This window comes from Pseudomonas sp. Marseille-P9899 (assembly GCF_903166565.1).
Lineage (GTDB): Bacteria > Pseudomonadota > Gammaproteobacteria > Pseudomonadales > Pseudomonadaceae > Aquipseudomonas > Aquipseudomonas huaxiensis.
The window spans coordinates 397,453-417,273 of sequence record NZ_CAESCG010000004.1 but is presented as its reverse complement, the minus strand read 5'-3'; the positions used below and the strand labels follow the sequence as shown (position 1 = coordinate 417,273).

The following is a 19,821-nucleotide window of genomic DNA, read 5'->3' as shown; positions in this document are numbered from 1 at the left end:
CCGTCGCGAAGGGCCGCAAAGCGGCCCCAAATGTTGGATCAGTTGACGATCTCAACCACATCCACATCAATCTCCCGCGACATCAGGTGCTTCTCCACCTCACCGGTGAGCTTGACCTTGGTCTTGTCATTGAACGCCACTGGCGGCAGGTCTTCGTTGTCGATTTCGACGGTGATGCTGCCGGTGTTGTCCTTGAACTCGTACTTGTCGTCGTTGTTGACCTTCTTGATCACATAACCGGTCAGCACGACCGGGGTGTCATCGGCGGCATCATTGGCCGCGGCCACGGTGGTGACGGATTGCGCACCCGGGCCGGTATAGCCGGCGCCAGCAGCCAGGGCTGCGGTGCTGAACAGAGGGGCGAGGATAAGGGCGAGGTAACGGGTTTTCATGGTTCTGATCCTTGGCAGGTTTTGATGGGATCAGATTAGCGGGCACGCCTGAATTGAAACTTAATCCGCACAGAAAAACGCCCGGCTTGTGCCGGGCGTTTCGCTTTTACTGGTGGTACTGAGCTGACAGCTCATGCACCGCGTTGATGAACGCACCTGCATGCTCAGGATCGACTTCCGGGGTGATGCCGTGGCCGAGGTTGAACACGTGGCCGGTGCCATGGCCGTAGCTGGCGAGGATACGCGCCACTTCGGCACGGATGGCTTCCGGCTTGGCGTAGAGCACGGTCGGGTCCATGTTGCCCTGCAGCGCCACCTTGTCACCGACGCGACGGCGGGCGTCGCTGATTTCACAGGTCCAGTCCAGGCCCAGCGCGTCGGCGCCAGCCTCGGCGATGCTTTCCAACCACATGCCGCCGTTCTTGGTGAAGAGGATCACCGGCACTTTGCGCCCTTCGTGCTCGCGGATCAGGCCGCTGACGATCTTGCGCATGTAGGCCAGGGAGAACTCCTGGTACGCCGCCGCCGACAGGTTGCCGCCCCAGGTGTCGAAGATCTGCACCGCTTGCGCACCGGCGAGGATCTGGCCGTTGAGGTAGCTGGTGACCGACTGCGCCAGCTTGTCCAGCAGCAGGTGCATGGCGTGTGGGTTGTCGTAGAGCATGGCCTTGGTCTTGCGGAAGTCTTTCGACGAGCCGCCTTCGACCATGTAGGTCGCCAGGGTCCACGGGCTGCCGGAGAAACCGATCAACGGTACGCGGCCATTCAGTTCGCGGCGGATGGTGCTGACCGCGTCCATCACGTAGCCCAGGTCTTTCTGCGGATCAGGAATCGGCAGCGCCTCGATGTCGGCCAGGGTGCTGACGACTTTCTTGAAGCGCGGGCCTTCGCCGGTCTCGAAGTACAGGCCCTGGCCCATGGCATCGGGGATGGTGAGGATGTCGGAGAAGAGGATCGCGGCGTCCAGCGGGTAGCGATCCAGCGGCTGCAGGGTCACTTCGCAGGCAAATTGCGGGTTCATGCACAGGCTCATGAAATCACCGGCCTTGGCACGGCTGGCGCGGTACTCCGGCAGGTAGCGGCCGGCCTGGCGCATCATCCACACCGGGGTGACGTCTACGGGTTGCTTGAGCAGGGCGCGCAGGAAACGATCGTTCTTCAAGGCAGTCATGTCGGCATCCGGAAAAAAAGTGCGGGCATTTTCTCAGACAGGCAAAGAAAAGGCACGGTGGAGACCGTGCCTTTTGTCTATCAGAGTGCCCTGGGTCAATAGTTTTTATTGTTGCGCCCAGTGGTATATCACACGCCCAGGTAGTCGAGAATCCCTTCGGCGGCGTTGCGGCCTTCGAAGATTGCCGTTACCACCAGGTCGGAACCGCGGACCATGTCGCCACCGGCGAAGATCTTCGGGTTGCTGGTCTGGTGCTTGAACGCGCCCTTCTCGGGAGCGACCACGCGGCCCTGGCTGTCGGTCTGGATACCGAACTGCTCGAACCATGGCGCCGGGCTCGGACGGAAACCGAAGGCGATGACCACGGCGTCGGCCGGGATGATCTCTTCGGAGCCCGGGATCGGCTCGGGGCTGCGACGGCCGCGGGCGTCCGGTTCGCCGAGACGGGTCTCGACCACTTTCACGCCTTCGACCTTGTCTTCGCCAACGATGGCGATCGGCTGACGGTTGTAGAGGAACTTCACGCCTTCTTCCTTGGCGTTCTTCACCTCTTTGCGCGAGCCAGGCATGTTCGCTTCGTCGCGACGATACGCACAGGTCACGGCTTTGGCGCCCTGGCGGATGGAGGTGCGGTTGCAGTCCATCGCGGTGTCACCACCGCCCAGCACCACGACCTTCTTGCCCTTCATGTCGACGAAATCTTCCGGCGACTTTTCAAAGCCCAGGTTGCGGTTGACGTTGGCGATCAGGAAGTCCAGCGCGTCATGCACGCCCGGCAGGTCTTCGCCCGGGAAGCCGCCCTTCATGTAGGTGTAGGTACCCATGCCCATGAACACCGCATCGAATTCTTCGAGCAGTTGTTCCATGGTCACGTCCTTGCCCACCTCGGTGTTCAGGCGGAACTCGATACCCATGCCCGAGAAGACTTCGCGGCGATTGCTCAGCACGGTCTTTTCCAGCTTGAACTCGGGGATGCCGAAGGTCAGCAGGCCACCGATTTCCGGGTTCTTGTCGAACACCACCGGGGTCACGCCGCCGCGCACCAGGATGTCGGCGCAGCCCAGGCCAGCAGGGCCGGCGCCAACAATGGCGACGCGCTTTCCGGTCGGCTTGACCTTGGACATGTCCGGGCGCCAGCCCATGGCGAAGGCGGTGTCGGTGATGTACTTCTCCACCGAGCCGATGGTGACCGCACCGAAGCCGTCATTGAGGGTGCATGCACCTTCGCAGAGACGGTCCTGCGGACAGACGCGACCGCAGACTTCCGGCAGGGTGTTGGTCTGGTGCGACAGTTCCGCGGCCGCGAGGATGTTGCCTTCGGAGACCAGCTTCAACCAGTTGGGGATGAAGTTGTGCACCGGGCACTTCCACTCGCAGTACGGGTTACCGCAACCCAGGCAACGGTGGGCCTGTTCGGCCGACTGTTGGGGTTTGAAAGGCTCGTAGATCTCCACGAACTCTTTCTTGCGCTGGCGCAGCAGCTTCTTCTTTGGATCCTTGCGCCCGACTTCGATGAACTGGAAGTCATTACTCAGACGTTCAGCCATTTTTCTAAACCTCTTAACAGCAGCTGCAAGCTATTAGCTGCAAGCCGCAAGACGATCACGTTGCCAGGCAAACCTCACACTGCTTTTGGCTGCAGCTTGAGGCTTGCCACTTGCAGCTGCTTATTGCGGGTTGGCCCGGGTGCTGGAGAGCAGGTTCTTCAGGTTTGCCGCCTTCGGCTTGACCAGCCAGAAGCGACGAACGTAGTCGTCCAGGTTTTCCCAGAGCTCGCGGCCCCATTCGCTTCCGGTTTCTTCGACGTACTCGGTCAGCACGCGGTGCAGATGGCTGCGGTAAGCCTCCATCGCCTCGCCGGTGATCCGCTGGATTTCCACCAGTTCATGGTTCAGCTTGTCGACGAAGCTGTTGTCCATGTCCAGCACGTAGGCGAAACCGCCTGTCATGCCGGAGCCGAAGTTGTAGCCGGTCTTGCCCAGAACGCAGACAAAACCACCGGTCATGTATTCGCAGCAGTGATCGCCGGTGCCTTCGACGATGGTGTGGGCACCGGAGTTGCGCACGGCGAAACGCTCGCCCGCGGTACCGGCGGCGAACAGCTTGCCGCCAGTGGCGCCGTACAGGCAGGTGTTGCCGATAATGGCGCTGTCCTGGGTGGCAAACGGGCTGCCGGCTGGCGGCACGATGGTCAGCTTGCCACCGGTCATGCCTTTGCCGACGTAGTCGTTGGCGTCACCTTCCAGGTGCATGTTCAGGCCACCGGCGTTCCACACGCCGAAGCTCTGACCAGCAGTGCCCTTGAAGCGGAAGGTGATCGGTGCCTTGGCCATACCCTGGTTGCCGTGCAGACGGGCGATCTCACCGGAAATCCGCGCGCCGATGGAACGGTCGCAGTTGCAGATATCCAGATCGAATTCACCGCCGCTCAGGTCGCGGATCGCCGGAAGGGCCATCTGCACCATCTTCTCGGCCAACAGGCCCTTGTCGAACGGCGGGTTGCGGTCAACTCCGCAGAACTGCGGCTTGTCGGCCGACACGTGCGGGCTGCCCAGCAGCGGGCTGAGGTCGAGGTGTTTCTGCTTCTCGGTTTCGCCCGGCAGCATTTCCAGCAGGTCGGTACGACCGATCAGCTCACCGAGGCTGCGCACGCCCAGGCGGGCCAGCCACTCACGGGTTTCTTCGGCGATGTAGGTGAAGAAGTTCACCACCATGTCGACGGTACCGATGTAGTGGTCCTTGCGCAGCTTGTCGTTCTGGGTCGCTACGCCGGTGGCGCAGTTGTTCAGGTGGCAGATGCGCAGGTATTTGCAGCCCAGGGCGATCATCGGCGCGGTGCCGAAGCCGAAGCTCTCGGCGCCCAAGATGGCTGCCTTGATCACGTCGAGGCCGGTTTTCAGGCCGCCGTCGGTCTGGACCCGGACCTTGCCGCGCAAGTCGTTGCCGCGCAGGGTCTGGTGAGTTTCGGCCAGGCCCAGTTCCCACGGGGCGCCAGCGTACTTGATCGAGGTCAGCGGCGAAGCACCGGTGCCACCGTCATAACCGGAGATGGTGATGAGGTCGGCGTAGGCCTTGGCCACACCGGCGGCGATGGTGCCGACACCGGCTTCCGCCACCAGCTTGACCGATACCAGCGCCTGCGGGTTGACCTGCTTGAGGTCGAAGATCAGTTGCGACAGGTCTTCGATCGAGTAGATGTCGTGGTGCGGCGGAGGCGAAATCAGGGTCACGCCCGGAACCGCGTAGCGCAGCTTGGCGATCAGGCCGTTGACCTTGCCGCCTGGCAGTTGACCACCCTCGCCCGGCTTGGCGCCTTGAGCGACCTTGATCTGCAGCACTTCGGCGTTGACCAGGTACTCGGGGGTGACACCGAAACGACCGGTGGCGACCTGTTTGATTTTCGAACTGCGGATGGTGCCGTAGCGGGCCGGGTCTTCGCCGCCCTCACCGGAGTTGGAACGCGCGCCCAGGCGGTTCATTGCCTCGGCCAGCGCCTCGTGGGCTTCCGGCGACAGCGCGCCCAGGGAGATACCGGCGGAGTCGAAGCGCTGCAGGATCGCTTGCAGCGGTTCGATTTCGCTCAGGTCCAGCGCCTGGTCGGCGGTCTTCACCTTGAGCAGGTCGCGGATCATCGACACCGGACGGTTGTCCACCAGCGCGGTGTATTCCTTGAACTTCTCGTAGTCACCTTGTTGCACGGCGGCTTGCAGAGTGTTGACCACGTCCGGGTTGTAGGCGTGGTATTCGCCACCGTGGACGAACTTCAGCAGACCGCCCTGCTGGATCGGCTTGCGCGGGCTCCAGGCTTCGGCGGCGAGCAGTTTCTGCTCATTCTCGATGTCGACGAAACGCGCACCTTTCAGGCGGCTGGCAACGCCACAGAAGCTCAGGCCAACCACTTCTTCCGACAGACCAACCGCTTCGAACAGCTGTGCTCCGCGGTACGAGCCGACGGTGGAGATACCCATCTTCGACAGGATCTTCAGCAGGCCCTTGGAGATGCCTTTGCGGTAGTACTTGAAGACTTCGTCCAGATCGCCCAGCACTTCGCCGGTGCGGATCAGGTCGGCCAGCACTTCGTAGGCCAGGTACGGGTAGACCGCCGAGGCGCCGAAGCCGAGCAGCACGGCGAAGTGATGCGGGTCACGGGCAGTGGCGGTTTCCACCAGGATGTTGCTGTCGCAACGCAGGCCTTTTTCGGTCAGGCGGTGGTGCACGGCGCCCACAGCGAGCGAGGCGTGAGCCGGCAGCTTGCCCGGTGCGATATGACGGTCGGTCAGCACCAGTTGGGTCTTGCCAGCGCGCACGGCTTCTTCGGCCTGGTCGGCGATGTTGCGCACCGCAGCTTCCAGACCCAGGCTTTCTTCGTAGTTGAGGTCGATGACATGACGCTCGAAGCCAGGGCGGTCGAGGTTCATCAGCGAACGCCACTTGGCCGGCGAGATCACTGGCGAGCTGAGGATTACCCGTGAAGCGTGCTCGGGCGACTCCTGGAAGATGTTGCGCTCGGCACCGAGGCAGATCTCCAGCGACATGACGATAGCTTCACGCAGCGGGTCGATCGGCGGGTTGGTCACCTGCGCGAACTGCTGGCGGAAGTAGTCGTAGGTCGAACGCACGCGCTGCGACAGGATCGCCATCGGCGTGTCGTCGCCCATGGAACCCACGGCTTCCTGGCCCTGCTCGCCGAGCGGACGCAGTACCTGGTCACGCTCTTCGAAGGTGACCTGGAACATCTTCATGTATTGCTTGAGCTGGTCGGTGTCGTAGCTCGCCGCCCCTTGGTCGTCGCTCAGGTCGGCCTGAATGCGCAGGGCATTCTGGCGCAGCCAGCGCTTGTACGGATGGCGCGACTTGAGGCGATTGTCGATGGCGTCGGTGTCGAGGATCTGGCCGGTTTCGGTGTCCACGGCAAAGATCTGGCCCGGGCCGACACGGCCCTTGGCGATGACGTCTTCAGGCTTGTAATCCCACACGCCGATTTCCGACGCCAGGGTGATGTAGCCGTTCTTGGTGGTAACCCAACGCGCCGGGCGCAGGCCGTTGCGGTCGAGCAGGCAGACCGCGTGGCGACCTTCGGTCATTACCACGCCGGCAGGACCGTCCCACGGCTCCATGTGCATGGAGTTGTATTCGTAGAAGGCGCGCAGGTCGGCGTCCATGGTCTCGACGTTCTGCCACGCTGGCGGAATGATCATCCGCACGCCACGGAACAGGTCGATGCCACCGGTGACCATCAGTTCGAGCATGTTGTCCATCGAGGACGAGTCGGAACCCACGCGGTTGACCAGCGGGCCCAGCTCTTCCAGATCCGGGATCAGTTCGTTCTCGAACTTGGTGCGACGGGCCTGGGCCCAGTTGCGGTTACCGGTGATGGTGTTGATTTCGCCGTTGTGGGCGAGGAAGCGGAAGGGCTGCGCCAGCGGCCACTTCGGCAGGGTGTTGGTGGAGAAGCGCTGGTGGAACACGCAGATCGCGGTCTGCAGGCGCTCGTCACTGAGGTCCGGATAGAAGGCGGTGAGGTCCGCCGGCATCATCAGGCCTTTATAAATGATGGTCTTGTGCGAAAAGCTGCAGATGTAGTGGTCGGTGTCTTCGGCGTTGGCAACCGAAGAGCGGCGACGGGCACTGAACAGCTTGATGGCGAATTCCTGATCGCTCAGGCCTTCACCGCCGACGAACACCTGTTCGATCTGCGGCAGGCGCTCGAGGGCGAGGCGGCCGAGAACGCTGGTGTCGATCGGGACCTTGCGCCAGCCCACCAGTTGCAGGCCGGCAGCGAGGATCTCGCGGTTCATGTTTTCGCGCGCGGCTTCGGCTTTGGCGTCGTTCTGATTGAAGAACACCATGCCCACGGCGTACTGCTTGGGCAGCTCGTTGCCGAAATGCTCCTTGGCAACTGCGCGCAGGAACGCATCAGGCTTCTGCATCAGCAGACCGCAACCGTCGCCGGTCTTGCCGTCGGCGTTGATCCCACCGCGGTGGGTCATGCAGGTCAGGGCTTCAATAGCCGTTTGCAAAAGGTGGTGGCTGGGTTCGCCCGTCATATGGGCGATCAGGCCAAAACCACAGTTGTCCTTGAATTCTTCGGGATGGTACAGACCTGTTTTCATAGACACATTCTCACCAGGTTCGCCTCTCACAAAGGCAAATCTCTTTTTAATACAACCACTTACCATCCACGCCGAACGAACGCCAGCTTTGCGGGGGCAATACGGGTGCCATTGTTGCACAGCGACAGGGACGCCCACAAATTTGCTGACGAATCAGCGAAAATCCATGTCGCATTTTTGAATGTTTTTAAGCGAATGCCGTGATAACAGCGATGCTCGAGTCTGAAGCGTTTCAGCCTGGACTGCAACACGCAGCTTGTGGCCGGCAGTCTGGGACAGAAAAGCCTGCCGCGTTCGACGCAGCAGGCTTGACTAGGGTTCAGGAGTCGCTCAGCAGGTGGCGGGGGTAGTGCCACCGAGCTATTTCAGCGGGTCGACAGGTCTTGTTGGACGCTGGCGACAGTGCGAGGCCAAGGTTTACCAGCCTGGACCTTGGCTGGCAAGGCCTTGATTGCATTGAGGGCTGCATCGCGGCTGGAGAAGTTGCCGTAGGTCACGACGTAGAGCGGCTTGCCCTGAAGGTTTTTCTTGAAGTAGCGATAGTCGCCACCCTCGGCTTTCACGTAGGCCTGGGCGGTGGCTTCGGAGCTGGTGCCGAGGATCTGCACAACGTAGTTGCCCGGCGCTTGCGAAGCATACCAGCCACCACCGGCCGTACCGGCAGGTGCCGCAGCCGGCTTGGCGGCCGGTTTTTCCGCAGGTTTGACGGCAGGAACGGCGGGCTTGGCAGTCGCCACTTCAGTCACGGGCTTGGGCGCAGGTGCAACCGGCTTGGCGGCTGCTGGAGCGACAGGCTGGTGAGCAGGCGCAACCGGCTGTGCGGAGGCGATGGTCTGAGACGGCTGGATTGGCTGCGCCGGGGTCGGCGCCGGGCCTGCTACCGCGCCCGCAGGGGGTGCGATGGTGGTCACCGTCGGCGGTTGCAGCGCAGTGTTGCCGGCAGGACCGGACTCTTCACCCTCACTCATGCCGGCCGCTTCAGCCAGCGGACCGCGCATTACCGGTTGCGACTGGCCTACCAGCGGCAGTGGCATTGGCTGCGACGAGCCGGCGAACTCGATCGCCGGGCCGCCATTGTTCGACTGTGCATTGCTCGGCTGCCCCTGTCCCAGCGGCAGTTGCGCCTGCTCGGCGGGTGCGCCGGTCTTCGGCTGGTCGCCTTTCTTCGGCATCAGCACGGCGGCGCCGACAGCGATCACTACTACGGCAGACAGCGCCAGCACATGTTTCTTCGGCATAGAGAACCCCACAGATGGTCGCTTCGCCGTCGAGCGGCTGGCGATCATGGCTTCGATCAAGGTATCGCGGGCGACCTGGTTGATGACCCCAGGCCAGCCGTCGGAGTTGTGGTGAATATCGACGACCTGCTCACTGGTGAACACCTCGATGCCACGCCCCGCACCTTCCAGACGTTGCTCCAGGTACTCCCGGGTTTCGTCTTCGGTGTAGGGTTGCAGCTCGATGACATGAAAACGCTCTTCCTCGATTTCCAGCGCTTCCAGGCCGGCGATCAGTGACGGCTCGCCGAACAAGAACACGTGGGGACGACCTTCCGCGGTGCCCGCCGCCAGTTCCAGCAACGCTTGGAGTGCCGACTCGCCAAGTTGTTCCGCATCGTCGACCAGCAAATAGACTTCCTGGCCGGTCAAGCCCAGTTGCACCACCTGGGCGAGAATCAGCGGCACTTCGGCCTTGGCCACGCCCAACGACTGCGCCACCTGGGCAAGAACGCCGGCCGCATCGCTGGCGCTGCGAGCGGAAACCACCACGCTCTGCACCGACTGCTTGTTGGTGCTGGCCACCAGGGCCTGGCGCAGCAGGGTCTTGCCGGCGCCTTGCGGGCCGGTCACCACCAGCAGCAACTGGCTGTAACGGGCGAGGTGGTGCAGTTGCCCCAGGACCGGCTTGCGCTGGGCAGGGAAGAATTTGAACCCGGGGACGCGAGCGGCGAAGGGGTCGTGATTCAACTGATAGTGGCCGAGAAAGGCCTCGTCGGCATGCAAACTGGTCATCGGACTCTCATCAACCTCAAAGCTGGGCCACGATTGCGCGGTAATCCGCCGCCAGCGTGGCCTGAAGAATCTCTTGCGGATAGTCGTCGGTTACCACGGCCTCGCCCATGTGACGCAGCAAAACCAGACGCAGACGGCCATCGAGCACTTTTTTGTCCACCGACATGTGTTGCATGAACTGCGCCGGCGTCATTTCCTCCGGCGGTACCACCGGCAATCCGGCGCGCTGCAGCAGGCGAATGCCACGGTCGCGTTCCTGCTGGCTGATCCAGCCGAGGCGCATGGACATTTCCAGGGCCATGACCGTACCGGCTGCCACTGCTTCGCCATGCAGCCAGACACCATAGCCCATGTGCGTCTCGATAGCGTGACCGAAGGTGTGGCCGAGGTTCAGCGTAGCGCGCACTCCGGTCTCACGCTCATCGGCGCCGACCACGGCGGCCTTGGCGGCGCAGGAGCGGCGGATGGCTTCGGTCAGGGCGACGGCGTCGATGTTGCGCAGGGCATCGACATGCTCTTCGAGCCAGCCGAGGAAAGGTTCGTCGCAAATCAGCCCGTACTTGATCACCTCGGCCAGCCCCGCAGACAACTCGCGCGCCGGCAAGGTGCGCAGGCTGTCGGTGTCGATCAGCACCGCGTTGGGCTGATAGAAGGCGCCGACCATGTTCTTGCCCAGCGGGTGGTTGATGCCGGTCTTGCCGCCCACGGACGAGTCGACCTGGGACAGCAGCGTGGTCGGTACCTGGATGAAGTCCACGCCACGCTGGTAGCAGGCGGCGGCGAAGCCGGCCATGTCACCGATGACGCCGCCACCGAGGGCAACCACAGTGGTGCGGCGATCATGCCGTGCGGTGAGCAGGGCATCGAAGATCAGTTGCAGGGTTTCCCAGTTCTTGAAGGACTCGCCGTCCGGCAGCACCACCGGCAATACCGAGTAAGCGCCAAGGGTACGGCTCAGGCGTTCGAGGTACAGCGGCGCGACGGTCTCGTTGGAAACGATGGCGACCTGCCGACCCGCGATATGCGGCGCCAGCAGTTCGGGTTGATCCAGCAGGCCCCCGCCGATGTAGATCGGGTAGCTGCGTTCGCCCAGTTCGACCTTAAGTGTCTGCATGTGTCCCCACAAAGAACAAAGGCGCGGGCTCGAACATTCGGCCCGCGCGATAACGGATTGCCCTGTCACGGCATGACTGGTCGCCGAGGATAGTCATGCGCTAACGGGGCGGCAACTTCTGCAAGCGCTCGAGAATGTCCAGCACCACCATGCGTGGTGGCCGCTCGTCGGTTTCGACCACCAGGTCGGCGATCTCCCGATACAGCGGGTCGCGCATCGTCAGCAATGCTCGCAGGGTTTCCTCGGGATTCGCGGTACGCAGCAAGGGGCGATTGCGATCGCGGGCGGTACGTCCCACCTGCTGCTCCACCGAAGCATGCAGGTAGATCACCCGGCCGCCATCGTGCAAAGCCTTGCGGTTGGCATCGCGCATTACCGCGCCACCACCGGTCGCCAGGACGACGCCGTCGGCAGCGCACAGCTCGGCGATCATGGCCTGCTCGCGGTCACGGAAACCCGGCTCACCTTCTTTGTCGAAGATCCATGGGATATTGGCGCCCGTGCGCAATTCAATTTCCTTATCGGAATCCTTGAATGGCAGGCGTAGCTCTTTGGCCAGCAGGCGGCCGATGGTGCTTTTGCCAGCACCCATCGGCCCAACAAGTATCAAATTTCGCACAGAATCAATGACTCACAGCAATCGCCTGGTCATTCATGATACGCGGAGTCAGGAAGACCAGCAGCTCGGATTTTTTCTCGATGATGGCGGAGCGACGAAACAGCCGCCCAACATACGGCACATCGCCCAAAAATGGCACCTTATCCTGCACATTACTTTTGGTTGTCGAGTACACGCCGCCGATGACGATGGTCTGGCCATCTGCAATCTGCACCCGCGCGTTCAGCTCGTTCTTGCGAATTGGCGGCACCGTGCCCTGAAGATTGAGGTAGTCCGGCTCGTCCTTGGTGACCTTGACCTGCATGCTCACCCGCCCGCCGGGCATGATCTGCGGCGTGACTTCCAGCGACAGCGACGCCTCGCGAAAGGTGGTCGATGTGGCGCCATTGGCCCCCGATTCCTGATAAGGCACCTCGCTGCCCTTGAGAATCCGCGCGGTTCCCTTGTCAGCGGTCATTACCTTGGGCTGGGAGATGATTTCACCGTTTCCGGACTTCTCCATGGCATTCAATTCCAGATCCAGCAGCCGGCCATCGCCCACCAGGCCGAAGCCGATGCCTGAGGTGGCCTTGTCCAGCCCCAGATCGACGAAGGTTGGCGCCTCAGCCCCCACGGCTTTCAACCTGCCGCCCGCCAGCGAGCCGCCCCAGCGCACGCCCAATCCTCGCTCGTAGTCCACATTCGCTTCGACGATACGGGCTTCGATCATGATCTGACGGACCGGAACATCCAGTTGCCCAAGCAACTGGCGCAGGATTTCCAGGCGCTCCGGACTCTGGCTGGTGATCAGCATATTGGTGCGTTCATCGACGCTGATTGCACCCCAGGGCGCTTCGTCCGGGCTGTCCTGCAACAGTGGCTGCAACAACGCAGCGATATCCGTGGCCCGGGCGTGATTGACCTGCAGCAGGGCCTGCTCCCGCACCCCGGATGATGGCAGCCCCGCATTGTTCAACTCCGCCAGCGGCGCCACCATCAGCACGTTGCCCTCCAAGCGCTTGCCCAGCCCCTTGCTGCGCAGCACCGTATCGAGCGCCTGATCCCATGGCACGTCCTGCAAGCGCAGCGTCACCGAGCCTTGCACCGCGTCGCTGACCACCAGATTGACCCCAGTGAAGTCAGCCAACACCTGCAACACCGCACGCACCTCGACATCCTGGAAATTCAGCGAAAGCGGCTTGCCGCTGTGACCTCCAGGCGCAGATACCGCGCCGACAAGGGGCGAAAACAGCACCACCACGCACAACCCCAAGGACCTGAACATCCTGTTCATTCCGTCTCCTTTCACGCTAATCATCCCTCGGCCACCGATCCCAGGCGCAGTACGCGTGGGATCGGCCCAGCCGCTTCCGGCGCGATCAACTCGATCCGCCCCTCATTAATACTCGCTACCCGTTCCGGCCCCAGCAGATCACCCTCGCGCAGCGGATAAAGCACCTCGCCGACCCGGACCAACGCCACCTGCCCTTGCTGGCCACGCAGATGCCCGACCATCGTCACCCCCGCCAAAGGCGCGGCCTCGCTCGCAAGCGACTCAGCGGCCGTGAATGGATCACGAGGCTCCGCAGACTGAAGCATCGACACCTCAGGCAAGGTATCAACCAGCGCAGCGCGGTAAGCCTGGAGGCGCAGTTGCACATGCAGCGGCCCGGTGGGACGGTCATCAGGTGCCGCCACATGCAACTCCTGCATCGCGACCAGCCGACCAAGCCCGGCAAGCCCCGAGAGAAACCCTTGCAACGCCGAGTAGTCCCCCGTGGCCTGCACCTGGATAGGAAGTTCGACGTGGTGCTCCCGCGTCCTGGCGTCCTCGACCGTCACCTGCTCGAACGTCAGCCCCACACCCAGGCGCGTCAGGTTTTGCAGCAGACTCGCCAAGCCGTCGTCATCGAACAACTCGCGCCGATTGCCTGCCAGTTCAGCCTCCAGTTGTCGCACCTGCTCCTGATGCGTCTCCAGCCGTGCCGCCAGTGCGGATCTGCCTTCCCAGTGGGACTGCGACTGACTGTGGATAACTTCAGCCTGCTCAATGCGCTCGACCAGACCACGCCCATAAATGACGAAGCCCGCCAGCGGAATGATCAACAGGCAGCCGCCCATCAGCAGCGCCTTCACTGGCCAGGAGTACTTCACCAGCCTCGACCATAGCGGCCCCGTGCTCAGCGACACGTTCATGACGGCTCTACAGCTGCGGCCGGGCGCAGGCTGACCACTATCTGAAAACGCTCGCCCTGGCTGGACGACTTCACTTCCTGAAGGTCCGGAGCACTCAAGCCAGGCGATTGCCCAAGGTTGCGCAGCAGATGCGCGACGTCGGTGCCCGAGCGGGCCAGCCCGGACAGCTTCAGTTCATCACCGGCCAGTTGCAGCCCATCGAGCCGGACCTGTGCCGGCACGATCCGCGTCAGGTGGTTCAGCAGTTCGGCCTTGGATTGGCCTTGGCGCCGCAACGCCTGCAGCTCGTTGCGCTGCTCAACAAGGGCGTCACGCCGGACCACCAGGCCTTCGACCTCAGCCACCGGGCCATCAAGCCCGGCAGTCCGTTCATCCAGGCGGCTGTTTTCCTTCAATTGCGCGCTCAGTCGCTGATTGAGCAGTCCGAAGACGACCACCATCAGCAGTCCGCCCAGCAGCGCCGCCGCCAGCAACCCGTATTGAAAGGTGCGGATCGCCCGCTGGCGTCGCCATTCCCGCCAGGGCAACAAGTTGACCGCATGCATCAGGCGTACCCTCGCAGCGCCAGCCCGCAGGCCACACCCAGCATCGGCGCGGCCTGACGCAGGTCGGCGGCGCCCTGCTGTGGCTCAAGCAACGTCGCCAGTGGGTCGAACGGCTGCGTCACCACACCGAGGCGCTGCCGCAATTGCCCGGCCAGCCCATCCCAGTCAGCACGCGCACCCGCGAGCCAGAGCTGGTCCGGCATCGCACCCGGCTCACGTAGCAGGCACAAGTCAACAAATTCGACCAGCCTCTCCAGTTGCGGCTCAAGCGGCACATGGCGCTCGCTGAACGACGGCGTGCCTTCCTTGGTGAATGCCTGGAACACCCAGCCATCCGCCTCCAGTTGCAGCACCGCCGCCAGTCCTGTCGGCTGGCGGTTCAACACCCGCTGCCAGGCATGACTGTCGATGTCGACGATCCGCGCCCGCAAGCCGGCCAGGTCCATGACCGCTTCCATGCCATCCAGCCACTCCTGGCGACAAGCCGTGAACGCCACGCTCAGGAAGCCCGGAGCACCGGCAGATACCTGGTAATCGAGCGCGGCCTCTTCCACCGCGAAGGGAATGAACTGCTCGGCCTCGTCACGCAGCCGTTCGTCGATTTCATCGTCATCGAGCTCCGACGGCATTGCCACGGCATGCTGGATCACCACCGAGGCTGGCACCGCCAGCGCAACTTCGCGACGACTCGCGCCGCTGCGCGCAAAGGCGCGCATCAAGGCCGCGGCGACCGCCTCATGATCAATCACCCGGCCGTCCACTACGGCACCGCGCGGCAGTGGCTCGACCGCCCAGCCTCGTACGCGAAGCCCCTCCTCCCAGCGTTCCAGTTGCAGCACCCTGACAGCGCAAGAGGCGATTTCCACCCCCAGCAGTGAACCGGCATCCCAGCCTGAGCGTCCAAACATCCTGTTTCCTCATTTCCATGGAAAAAGCGAGAGCGTCCAGGATCAGGAAGACGCCAGTGGCGCCCTCCTGACACCCGGCGCAAATCACGCGGGGAAGTGAAAATTGCTTATAATGCCCAGCGTTTTTCCGGCCCGCCGGGCCCTGCGCTCAACCCAAAACTCCAACTGGACATCCCAAAGCCTTGATACGCCTGCTGAAGTTCTTCTGGTGGTCTTTCGTCGCAGTCATTTGCGCAGCCGTACTCGGTCTGAGTGGCGCGTTTCTGTATCTTAGTCCCAGCCTCCCTTCGGTCGAGGCGCTGCGAAGCATCCAGTTGCAGATACCCCTGAGGGTGTACAGCAGTGACGGAAAGCTGATCGCCGAGTTTGGCGAAATGCGCCGCTCTCCAATCCGTTTCGCGGATATTCCCCCACATTTCATTCAGGCGTTGCTGTCAGCCGAGGACGACAATTTCCTCAACCACTACGGTGTTGACCCCAGCAGCCTGATGCGTGCCGCCTCCCAACTGGTCAAGTCCGGGCACATCCAGACCGGCGGCAGCACCATCACCATGCAGGTGGCGAAGAACTTCTTCCTGTCCAGCGAGCGCAGTTTCTCGCGCAAGACCAACGAGATCCTCCTGGCCCTGCAGATCGAGCGGGAGCTGACCAAGGACGAAATCCTCGAGCTGTACGTCAACAAGATCTACCTGGGCAACCGTGCCTACGGCATCGAAGCCGCAGCGCAGGTGTATTACGGCAAGTCGATCCGCGACATCAGCCTGGCGCAGATGGCGATGATCGCCGGCCTGCCCAAGGCGCCGTCGCGCTTCAACCCGCTGGCCAACCCGGCCCGGGCCAAGGAGCGCCGCGACTGGATCCTCGGGCGCATGTACAAGCTGGGCAAGATCGACGACTCCAGCTACCAGGCCGCCCTGGCCGAGCCGCTGAACGCCAGCTATCACGTGCCGACGCCAGAAGTGAACGCGCCCTACATCGCCGAAATGGCCCGCGCCGAAATGGTCGGCCGCTACGGCAGCGACGCTTACACCGAAGGTTTCCGGGTCACCACCACGGTGCCGAGCGACCTACAGGCTATCGCCAACAATGCCGTACTCGACGGGCTTACTTCCTACGATCAGCGCCACGGCTACCGCGGCCCCGAATCGCGCCTGCAGGGCAAGACCCGCGCTGCGTGGCTGCAGGAGCTGGGCAAGCAGCGCAACATGGGCGGCCTTGAGCCGGCCATCGTGATCCAGGTCGACAAGTCCGGTTTGCGCGTGCTGACCAGGTCTGGCGACGAGGCCACCGTTGCCTGGGACACCATGAAATGGGCGCGCCCGTTCCTCAACACCAATAGCCAGGGCCGCAGCCCGCAGCAGGCGAGCGATGTTTCGCAGGTCGGCGACCTGATCCGGGTCCGCCGGATGGACGACGGCAGCCTGGCCTTCAGCCAGGTGCCCGGCGCACAGAGCGCGCTGGTCACCCTCGACCCGAACAACGGCGCGATCCGCGCACTGGTCGGCGGTTTCTCGTTCGAGCAGAGTAACTACAACCGCGCCATGCAGGCCAAGCGCCAGCCGGGCTCCAGCTTCAAACCGTTCGTCTACAGCGCGGCCCTGGATAACGGCTACACCGCCGCCAGCCTGGTGAACGACGCACCGATCGTGTTCGTCGACGAGTACCTGGACAAAGTCTGGCGCCCGAAGAACGACACCAACACCTTCCTCGGCCCGATCCGTATGCGCGAGGCGCTGTACAAGTCGCGCAACCTGGTGTCGATCCGCCTGCTGCAAAGCATGGGCGTCGACAAGACCATCGACTACATCGCCAAGTTCGGCTTCAACAAGCAGGACCTGCCGCGCAACCTGTCCCTGGCACTGGGCACCGCGACCCTGACGCCGATGGAAATCGCCACCGGTTGGAGTGCTTTCGCCAACGGCGGCTTCAAGATCAGTCCGTACCTGATCGATCGTATCGACAGCCGAAACGGCGAAACCCTGTTCACCGCCAATCCGGCGCGGGTTCCGTCGGGGCAGGAAGACCAGGCTGGCATCGCTGCGCCGCAAGTGCAGGCGATCACTACCGATGCCACAGCAGCGCCTTCCACGCAGCCACAGGTGCCGTTGACCGCAGAGCGGATCATCGACGGGCGTACCAGCTACATCCTCACCAGCATGCTGGAGGACGTCATCAAGCGCGGCACCGGGCGTCGCGCCATGGCACTGGGCCGCAACGACCTGGCCGGCAAGACCGGGACCACCAACGAATCCAAGGACGCCTGGTTCTCCGGGTACAACGCCGACTACGTCACGACGGTCTGGACGGGCTTCGACCAGCCTGAAACCCTGGGCCGTCGCGAGTATGGCGGCACGGTGTCGCTGCCGATCTGGATGAGCTTCATGGGCCCCGCGCTCAAGGGCAAACCCGAGCACCGGCTGCCGGAGCCGGAAGGCATCCTCAGCTTGCGGGTCGATCCGGTCAGTGGCCGCGCGGCAACGCCGGGGACGCCGAATGCCTACTTCGAACTGTTCAAGGCCGAGGACACTCCGCCTTCGGTCAACGAACTGGGCAATGGCAGCGCACCGGGCAGCCCGCTGCCAGCGGATGAAGCGGCGCCGATGGATCTGTTCTGACTGAAGCTGGCCGCTCACAATTCTGTGGCGGCCCTTCGCGGCTAACAGCCGCACACAGGTTCCGCACCAAACCATCATGTTTGCCCAACAAAAAAGCCCCGACTCTCACGAGCCGGGGCTTTCTTTTGTTACGTCAGCGGATCAACCGTTGAACACTTCATCCACGCTGGTCAGCGGGTAGTGTTTTGGGTACGGCAGGGTCGCTACGCCAGTCTCGATGGCGGCTTTGGCCACGGCATCGGAAACGACGGTCAGCAGACGCGAGTCCATTGGCTTCGGAATGATGTACTCACGGCCGAATTCCAGACCCGCAACACCGTACGCGTCGCAGACTTCTTTCGGAACTGGCAGCTTGGCCAGGTCTTTCAGAGCGTTGGCGGCGGCGATCTTCATTTCTTCGTTGATGCGCTTGGCGCGAACGTCCAGAGCACCGCGGAAGATGAACGGGAAGCCCAGAACGTTGTTGACCTGGTTCGGGTAGTCGGAACGACCGGTAGCCATGATCACGTCGTTACGAGTGGCGTGAGCCAGCTCTGGCGAGATTTCCGGATCAGGGTTGGAGCAGGCGAAGACGATAGGGTTTGGCGCCATCGACTTCAGGCCTTCAGCGCTCAGCAGGTTCGGACCGGACAGACCGACGAACACGTCGGCGCCGTCCAGGGCATCGGCCAGGCTGCGCTTGTCGGTAGCGTGGGCGAATACTGCCTTGTACTGGTTCAGGTCGTCGCGGCCAGCGTGGATCACGCCAGTACGGTCAACCATGAAGATGTTCTCGATGTTCGCGCCCATGCTCACCAGCAGTTTCATGCAGGAGATGGCCGCAGCACCGGCGCCCAGGCAGACGATCTTGGCGTCGGCCAGGGTTTTGCCAGCGATTTCCAGGGCGTTGATCATGCCGGCGGCGGTCACGATGGCGGTGCCGTGCTGGTCGTCGTGGAAAACCGGGATGTCGCACTGTTCGATCAGGGCGCGCTCGATCTCGAAGCACTCAGGTGCCTTGATGTCTTCGAGGTTGATGCCACCGAAGGTGATGGAGATGCGCTTGACGGTGTCGATGAAGGCTTGCGGGCTTTCGGAGTCGACTTCGATGTCGAACACGTCGATACCGGCGAAACGCTTGAACAGAACACCCTTGCCTTCCATCACTGGCTTGGAAGCCAGTGGGCCGAGGTTACCCAGGCCAAGAATGGCGGTACCGTCGGAGATCACTGCTACCAGATTGCCCTTGCCGGTGTACTTGTAGGCCAGCTCGGGATCGCGACCGATTTCACGCACCGGCTCCGCGACGCCCGGGCTGTAGGCCAGCGCCAGGTCACGAGCGGTTGCGGTTGGTTTGGTAAGCTCTACGCTCAGTTTCCCCGGACGAGGCTGAGCATGATATTCAAGAGCGGCAGTTTTCAGGTCTGACATGGTGGGCATTCCGCTTGTTTACTGTTCTGACGGACCGCCGAGGATACGCAAAGAGCAAAGGGCCGACAAGACTGCCCGGTCACTTGTGTCAAGGCCTTTAAGCTACGACTTTCCGCCAAGAGCCGCGTAGCACGCGGCTTTCGATGTGTACAATCGAGCAAAAAAATGTCCACAATTTTTTATCTTCTGACCCTTTCCGGCATGCTCGGGCCAGTCAATTGCAGCAACCAACGCTGCTGACCCGGTTTCAGCACCCCTTTGCGGGAACGATCCAGCACCGCTTCGAAATGGTCGCCAGGCAGAACGCCAACGCCGGCAACTGCCAAATCGCGCCCACAAAAAAGCGCCCACAAGGGGCGCCTTTTTTTGCAACCAGGCCAGACCCATAGGGCCAGCCAAGCGCATTCTTACTTCTTGCCGAACGTACCGAAACGATCTGCGAAGCGCTGTACGCGGCCGCCGGTGTCCAGAGTCTTCTGCTTACCGGTGTAGAACGGGTGGCACTCGTTGCACACGTCGATTGGCAGTGCTTTGCCGAAGGTCGAACGGGTTTCGAACTTGTTGCCGCAGCTGCAGGTGACCGCAACCACTTCGTAAACTGGATGAATATCTGCTTTCATGGCCATTTCCTCGACTGCGTGCCGCCACCCAACACCATTGTTGAATACCGCACGTAATTAGGCGGCGAATAATACCAGAGCGAAGCCCCAGCGCAAGTTGTCGCTTGCACCGACTGTCGTCTGCTAG

Annotated in this window: 14 protein-coding genes; 1 reads left to right on the top strand and 13 read right to left on the bottom strand. The window is 62.5% G+C overall.

Features of this window, described 5'->3' with window-relative positions; genetic code table 11:
- Positions 1-38 precede the first annotated feature (38 nt).
- The 11 genes from HWV67_RS21690 to pilM form a co-directional block, all read right to left on the bottom strand.
- Complete coding sequence (locus tag HWV67_RS21690) at positions 39-392, bottom strand: NirD/YgiW/YdeI family stress tolerance protein (protein ID WP_095156314.1); 354 nt, start codon at positions 390-392, stop codon at positions 39-41.
- A gap of 106 nt (positions 393-498) precedes the next feature.
- Entirely contained in the window at positions 499-1,563 is a 1,065-nt protein-coding gene (gene hemE, locus HWV67_RS21685) for a uroporphyrinogen decarboxylase (RefSeq protein WP_175652713.1), read from the bottom strand.
- A gap of 128 nt (positions 1,564-1,691) precedes the next feature.
- Positions 1,692-3,110: an FAD-dependent oxidoreductase gene (locus HWV67_RS21680; RefSeq protein WP_110970348.1), complete on the bottom strand. Its 1,419-nt coding sequence runs from the start codon at positions 3,108-3,110 to the stop codon at positions 1,692-1,694.
- A gap of 120 nt (positions 3,111-3,230) precedes the next feature.
- Complete coding sequence (gltB, locus tag HWV67_RS21675) at positions 3,231-7,676, bottom strand: glutamate synthase large subunit (protein WP_175652712.1); 4,446 nt, start codon at positions 7,674-7,676, stop codon at positions 3,231-3,233.
- Between the two features lie 365 nt (positions 7,677-8,041).
- On the bottom strand, positions 8,042-9,688 hold the full coding sequence (locus HWV67_RS21670) for an SPOR domain-containing protein (protein ID WP_095156319.1): 1,647 nt from the start codon (positions 9,686-9,688) through the stop codon (positions 8,042-8,044).
- 16 nt (positions 9,689-9,704) lie between these two features.
- Positions 9,705-10,802, bottom strand: a complete 1,098-nt coding sequence (gene aroB / locus HWV67_RS21665) for a 3-dehydroquinate synthase (protein WP_175652711.1) — start codon at positions 10,800-10,802, stop codon at positions 9,705-9,707.
- A gap of 100 nt (positions 10,803-10,902) precedes the next feature.
- Positions 10,903-11,421: a shikimate kinase AroK gene (gene aroK, locus HWV67_RS21660; RefSeq protein WP_095156321.1), complete on the bottom strand. Its 519-nt coding sequence runs from the start codon at positions 11,419-11,421 to the stop codon at positions 10,903-10,905.
- 4 nt (positions 11,422-11,425) lie between these two features.
- Positions 11,426-12,694, bottom strand: a complete 1,269-nt coding sequence (locus tag HWV67_RS21655; RefSeq protein ID WP_175652710.1) for a type IV pilus secretin PilQ — start codon at positions 12,692-12,694, stop codon at positions 11,426-11,428.
- Between the two features lie 20 nt (positions 12,695-12,714).
- Positions 12,715-13,596 (bottom strand): type 4a pilus biogenesis protein PilO, encoded by an 882-nt coding sequence (gene pilO / locus HWV67_RS21650; RefSeq protein WP_175652709.1) that lies wholly within the window; start codon positions 13,594-13,596, stop codon positions 12,715-12,717.
- Positions 13,593-14,141, bottom strand: a complete 549-nt coding sequence (locus HWV67_RS21645; protein ID WP_175652708.1) for a PilN domain-containing protein — start codon at positions 14,139-14,141, stop codon at positions 13,593-13,595. The genes pilO and HWV67_RS21645 overlap by 4 nt, the downstream gene beginning before the upstream one ends.
- Positions 14,141-15,049, bottom strand: a complete 909-nt coding sequence (gene pilM, locus HWV67_RS21640) for a type IV pilus biogenesis protein PilM (RefSeq protein WP_175652707.1) — start codon at positions 15,047-15,049, stop codon at positions 14,141-14,143. Before pilM ends, HWV67_RS21645 begins: the two co-directional genes overlap by 1 nt.
- Before the next feature lie 185 nt (positions 15,050-15,234).
- Between pilM and HWV67_RS21635 the strand changes: the two genes are divergently transcribed.
- On the top strand, positions 15,235-17,664 hold the full coding sequence (locus HWV67_RS21635) for a penicillin-binding protein 1A (RefSeq protein ID WP_371929321.1): 2,430 nt from the start codon (positions 15,235-15,237) through the stop codon (positions 17,662-17,664).
- A 141-nt stretch (positions 17,665-17,805) separates the two neighbouring features.
- On the opposite strand, the gene HWV67_RS21630 is transcribed toward HWV67_RS21635, so the two are convergent.
- Together HWV67_RS21630 and rpmE are read right to left on the bottom strand one after the other, a co-directional pair.
- The gene (locus tag HWV67_RS21630; RefSeq protein WP_095156327.1) at positions 17,806-19,074 is read right to left on the bottom strand and encodes a malic enzyme-like NAD(P)-binding protein; all 1,269 of its coding nucleotides are present in this window, start codon (positions 19,072-19,074) and stop codon (positions 17,806-17,808) included.
- Positions 19,075-19,481: 407 nt separating this feature from the next.
- Positions 19,482-19,694 (bottom strand): 50S ribosomal protein L31, encoded by a 213-nt coding sequence (rpmE, locus tag HWV67_RS21625; protein ID WP_175652705.1) that lies wholly within the window; start codon positions 19,692-19,694, stop codon positions 19,482-19,484.
- Between the last annotated feature and the right edge of the window lie 127 nt (positions 19,695-19,821).

Excerpts from the sequence above, each read along its gene's own strand:
- HWV67_RS21690 (WP_095156314.1), bottom strand. The coding sequence starts at position 392 with ATGAAAACCCGTTACCTCGCCCTTATCCTCGCCCCTCTGTTCAGCACC.
- hemE (WP_175652713.1), bottom strand. The coding sequence starts at position 1,563 with ATGACTGCCTTGAAGAACGATCGTTTCCTGCGCGCCCTGCTCAAGCAA.
- HWV67_RS21680 (WP_110970348.1), bottom strand. The coding sequence starts at position 3,110 with ATGGCTGAACGTCTGAGTAATGACTTCCAGTTCATCGAAGTCGGGCGC.
- gltB (WP_175652712.1), bottom strand. The coding sequence starts at position 7,676 with ATGAAAACAGGTCTGTACCATCCCGAAGAATTCAAGGACAACTGTGGT.
- HWV67_RS21670 (WP_095156319.1), bottom strand. The coding sequence starts at position 9,688 with ATGACCAGTTTGCATGCCGACGAGGCCTTTCTCGGCCACTATCAGTTG.
- aroB (WP_175652711.1), bottom strand. The coding sequence starts at position 10,802 with ATGCAGACACTTAAGGTCGAACTGGGCGAACGCAGCTACCCGATCTAC.
- HWV67_RS21655 (WP_175652710.1), bottom strand. The coding sequence starts at position 12,694 with ATGAACAGGATGTTCAGGTCCTTGGGGTTGTGCGTGGTGGTGCTGTTT.
- pilO (WP_175652709.1), bottom strand. The coding sequence starts at position 13,596 with ATGAACGTGTCGCTGAGCACGGGGCCGCTATGGTCGAGGCTGGTGAAG.
- HWV67_RS21645 (WP_175652708.1), bottom strand. The coding sequence starts at position 14,141 with ATGCATGCGGTCAACTTGTTGCCCTGGCGGGAATGGCGACGCCAGCGG.
- pilM (WP_175652707.1), bottom strand. The coding sequence starts at position 15,049 with ATGTTTGGACGCTCAGGCTGGGATGCCGGTTCACTGCTGGGGGTGGAA.
- HWV67_RS21630 (WP_095156327.1), bottom strand. The coding sequence starts at position 19,074 with ATGTCAGACCTGAAAACTGCCGCTCTTGAATATCATGCTCAGCCTCGT.
- rpmE (WP_175652705.1), bottom strand. The coding sequence starts at position 19,694 with ATGAAAGCAGATATTCATCCAGTTTACGAAGTGGTTGCGGTCACCTGC.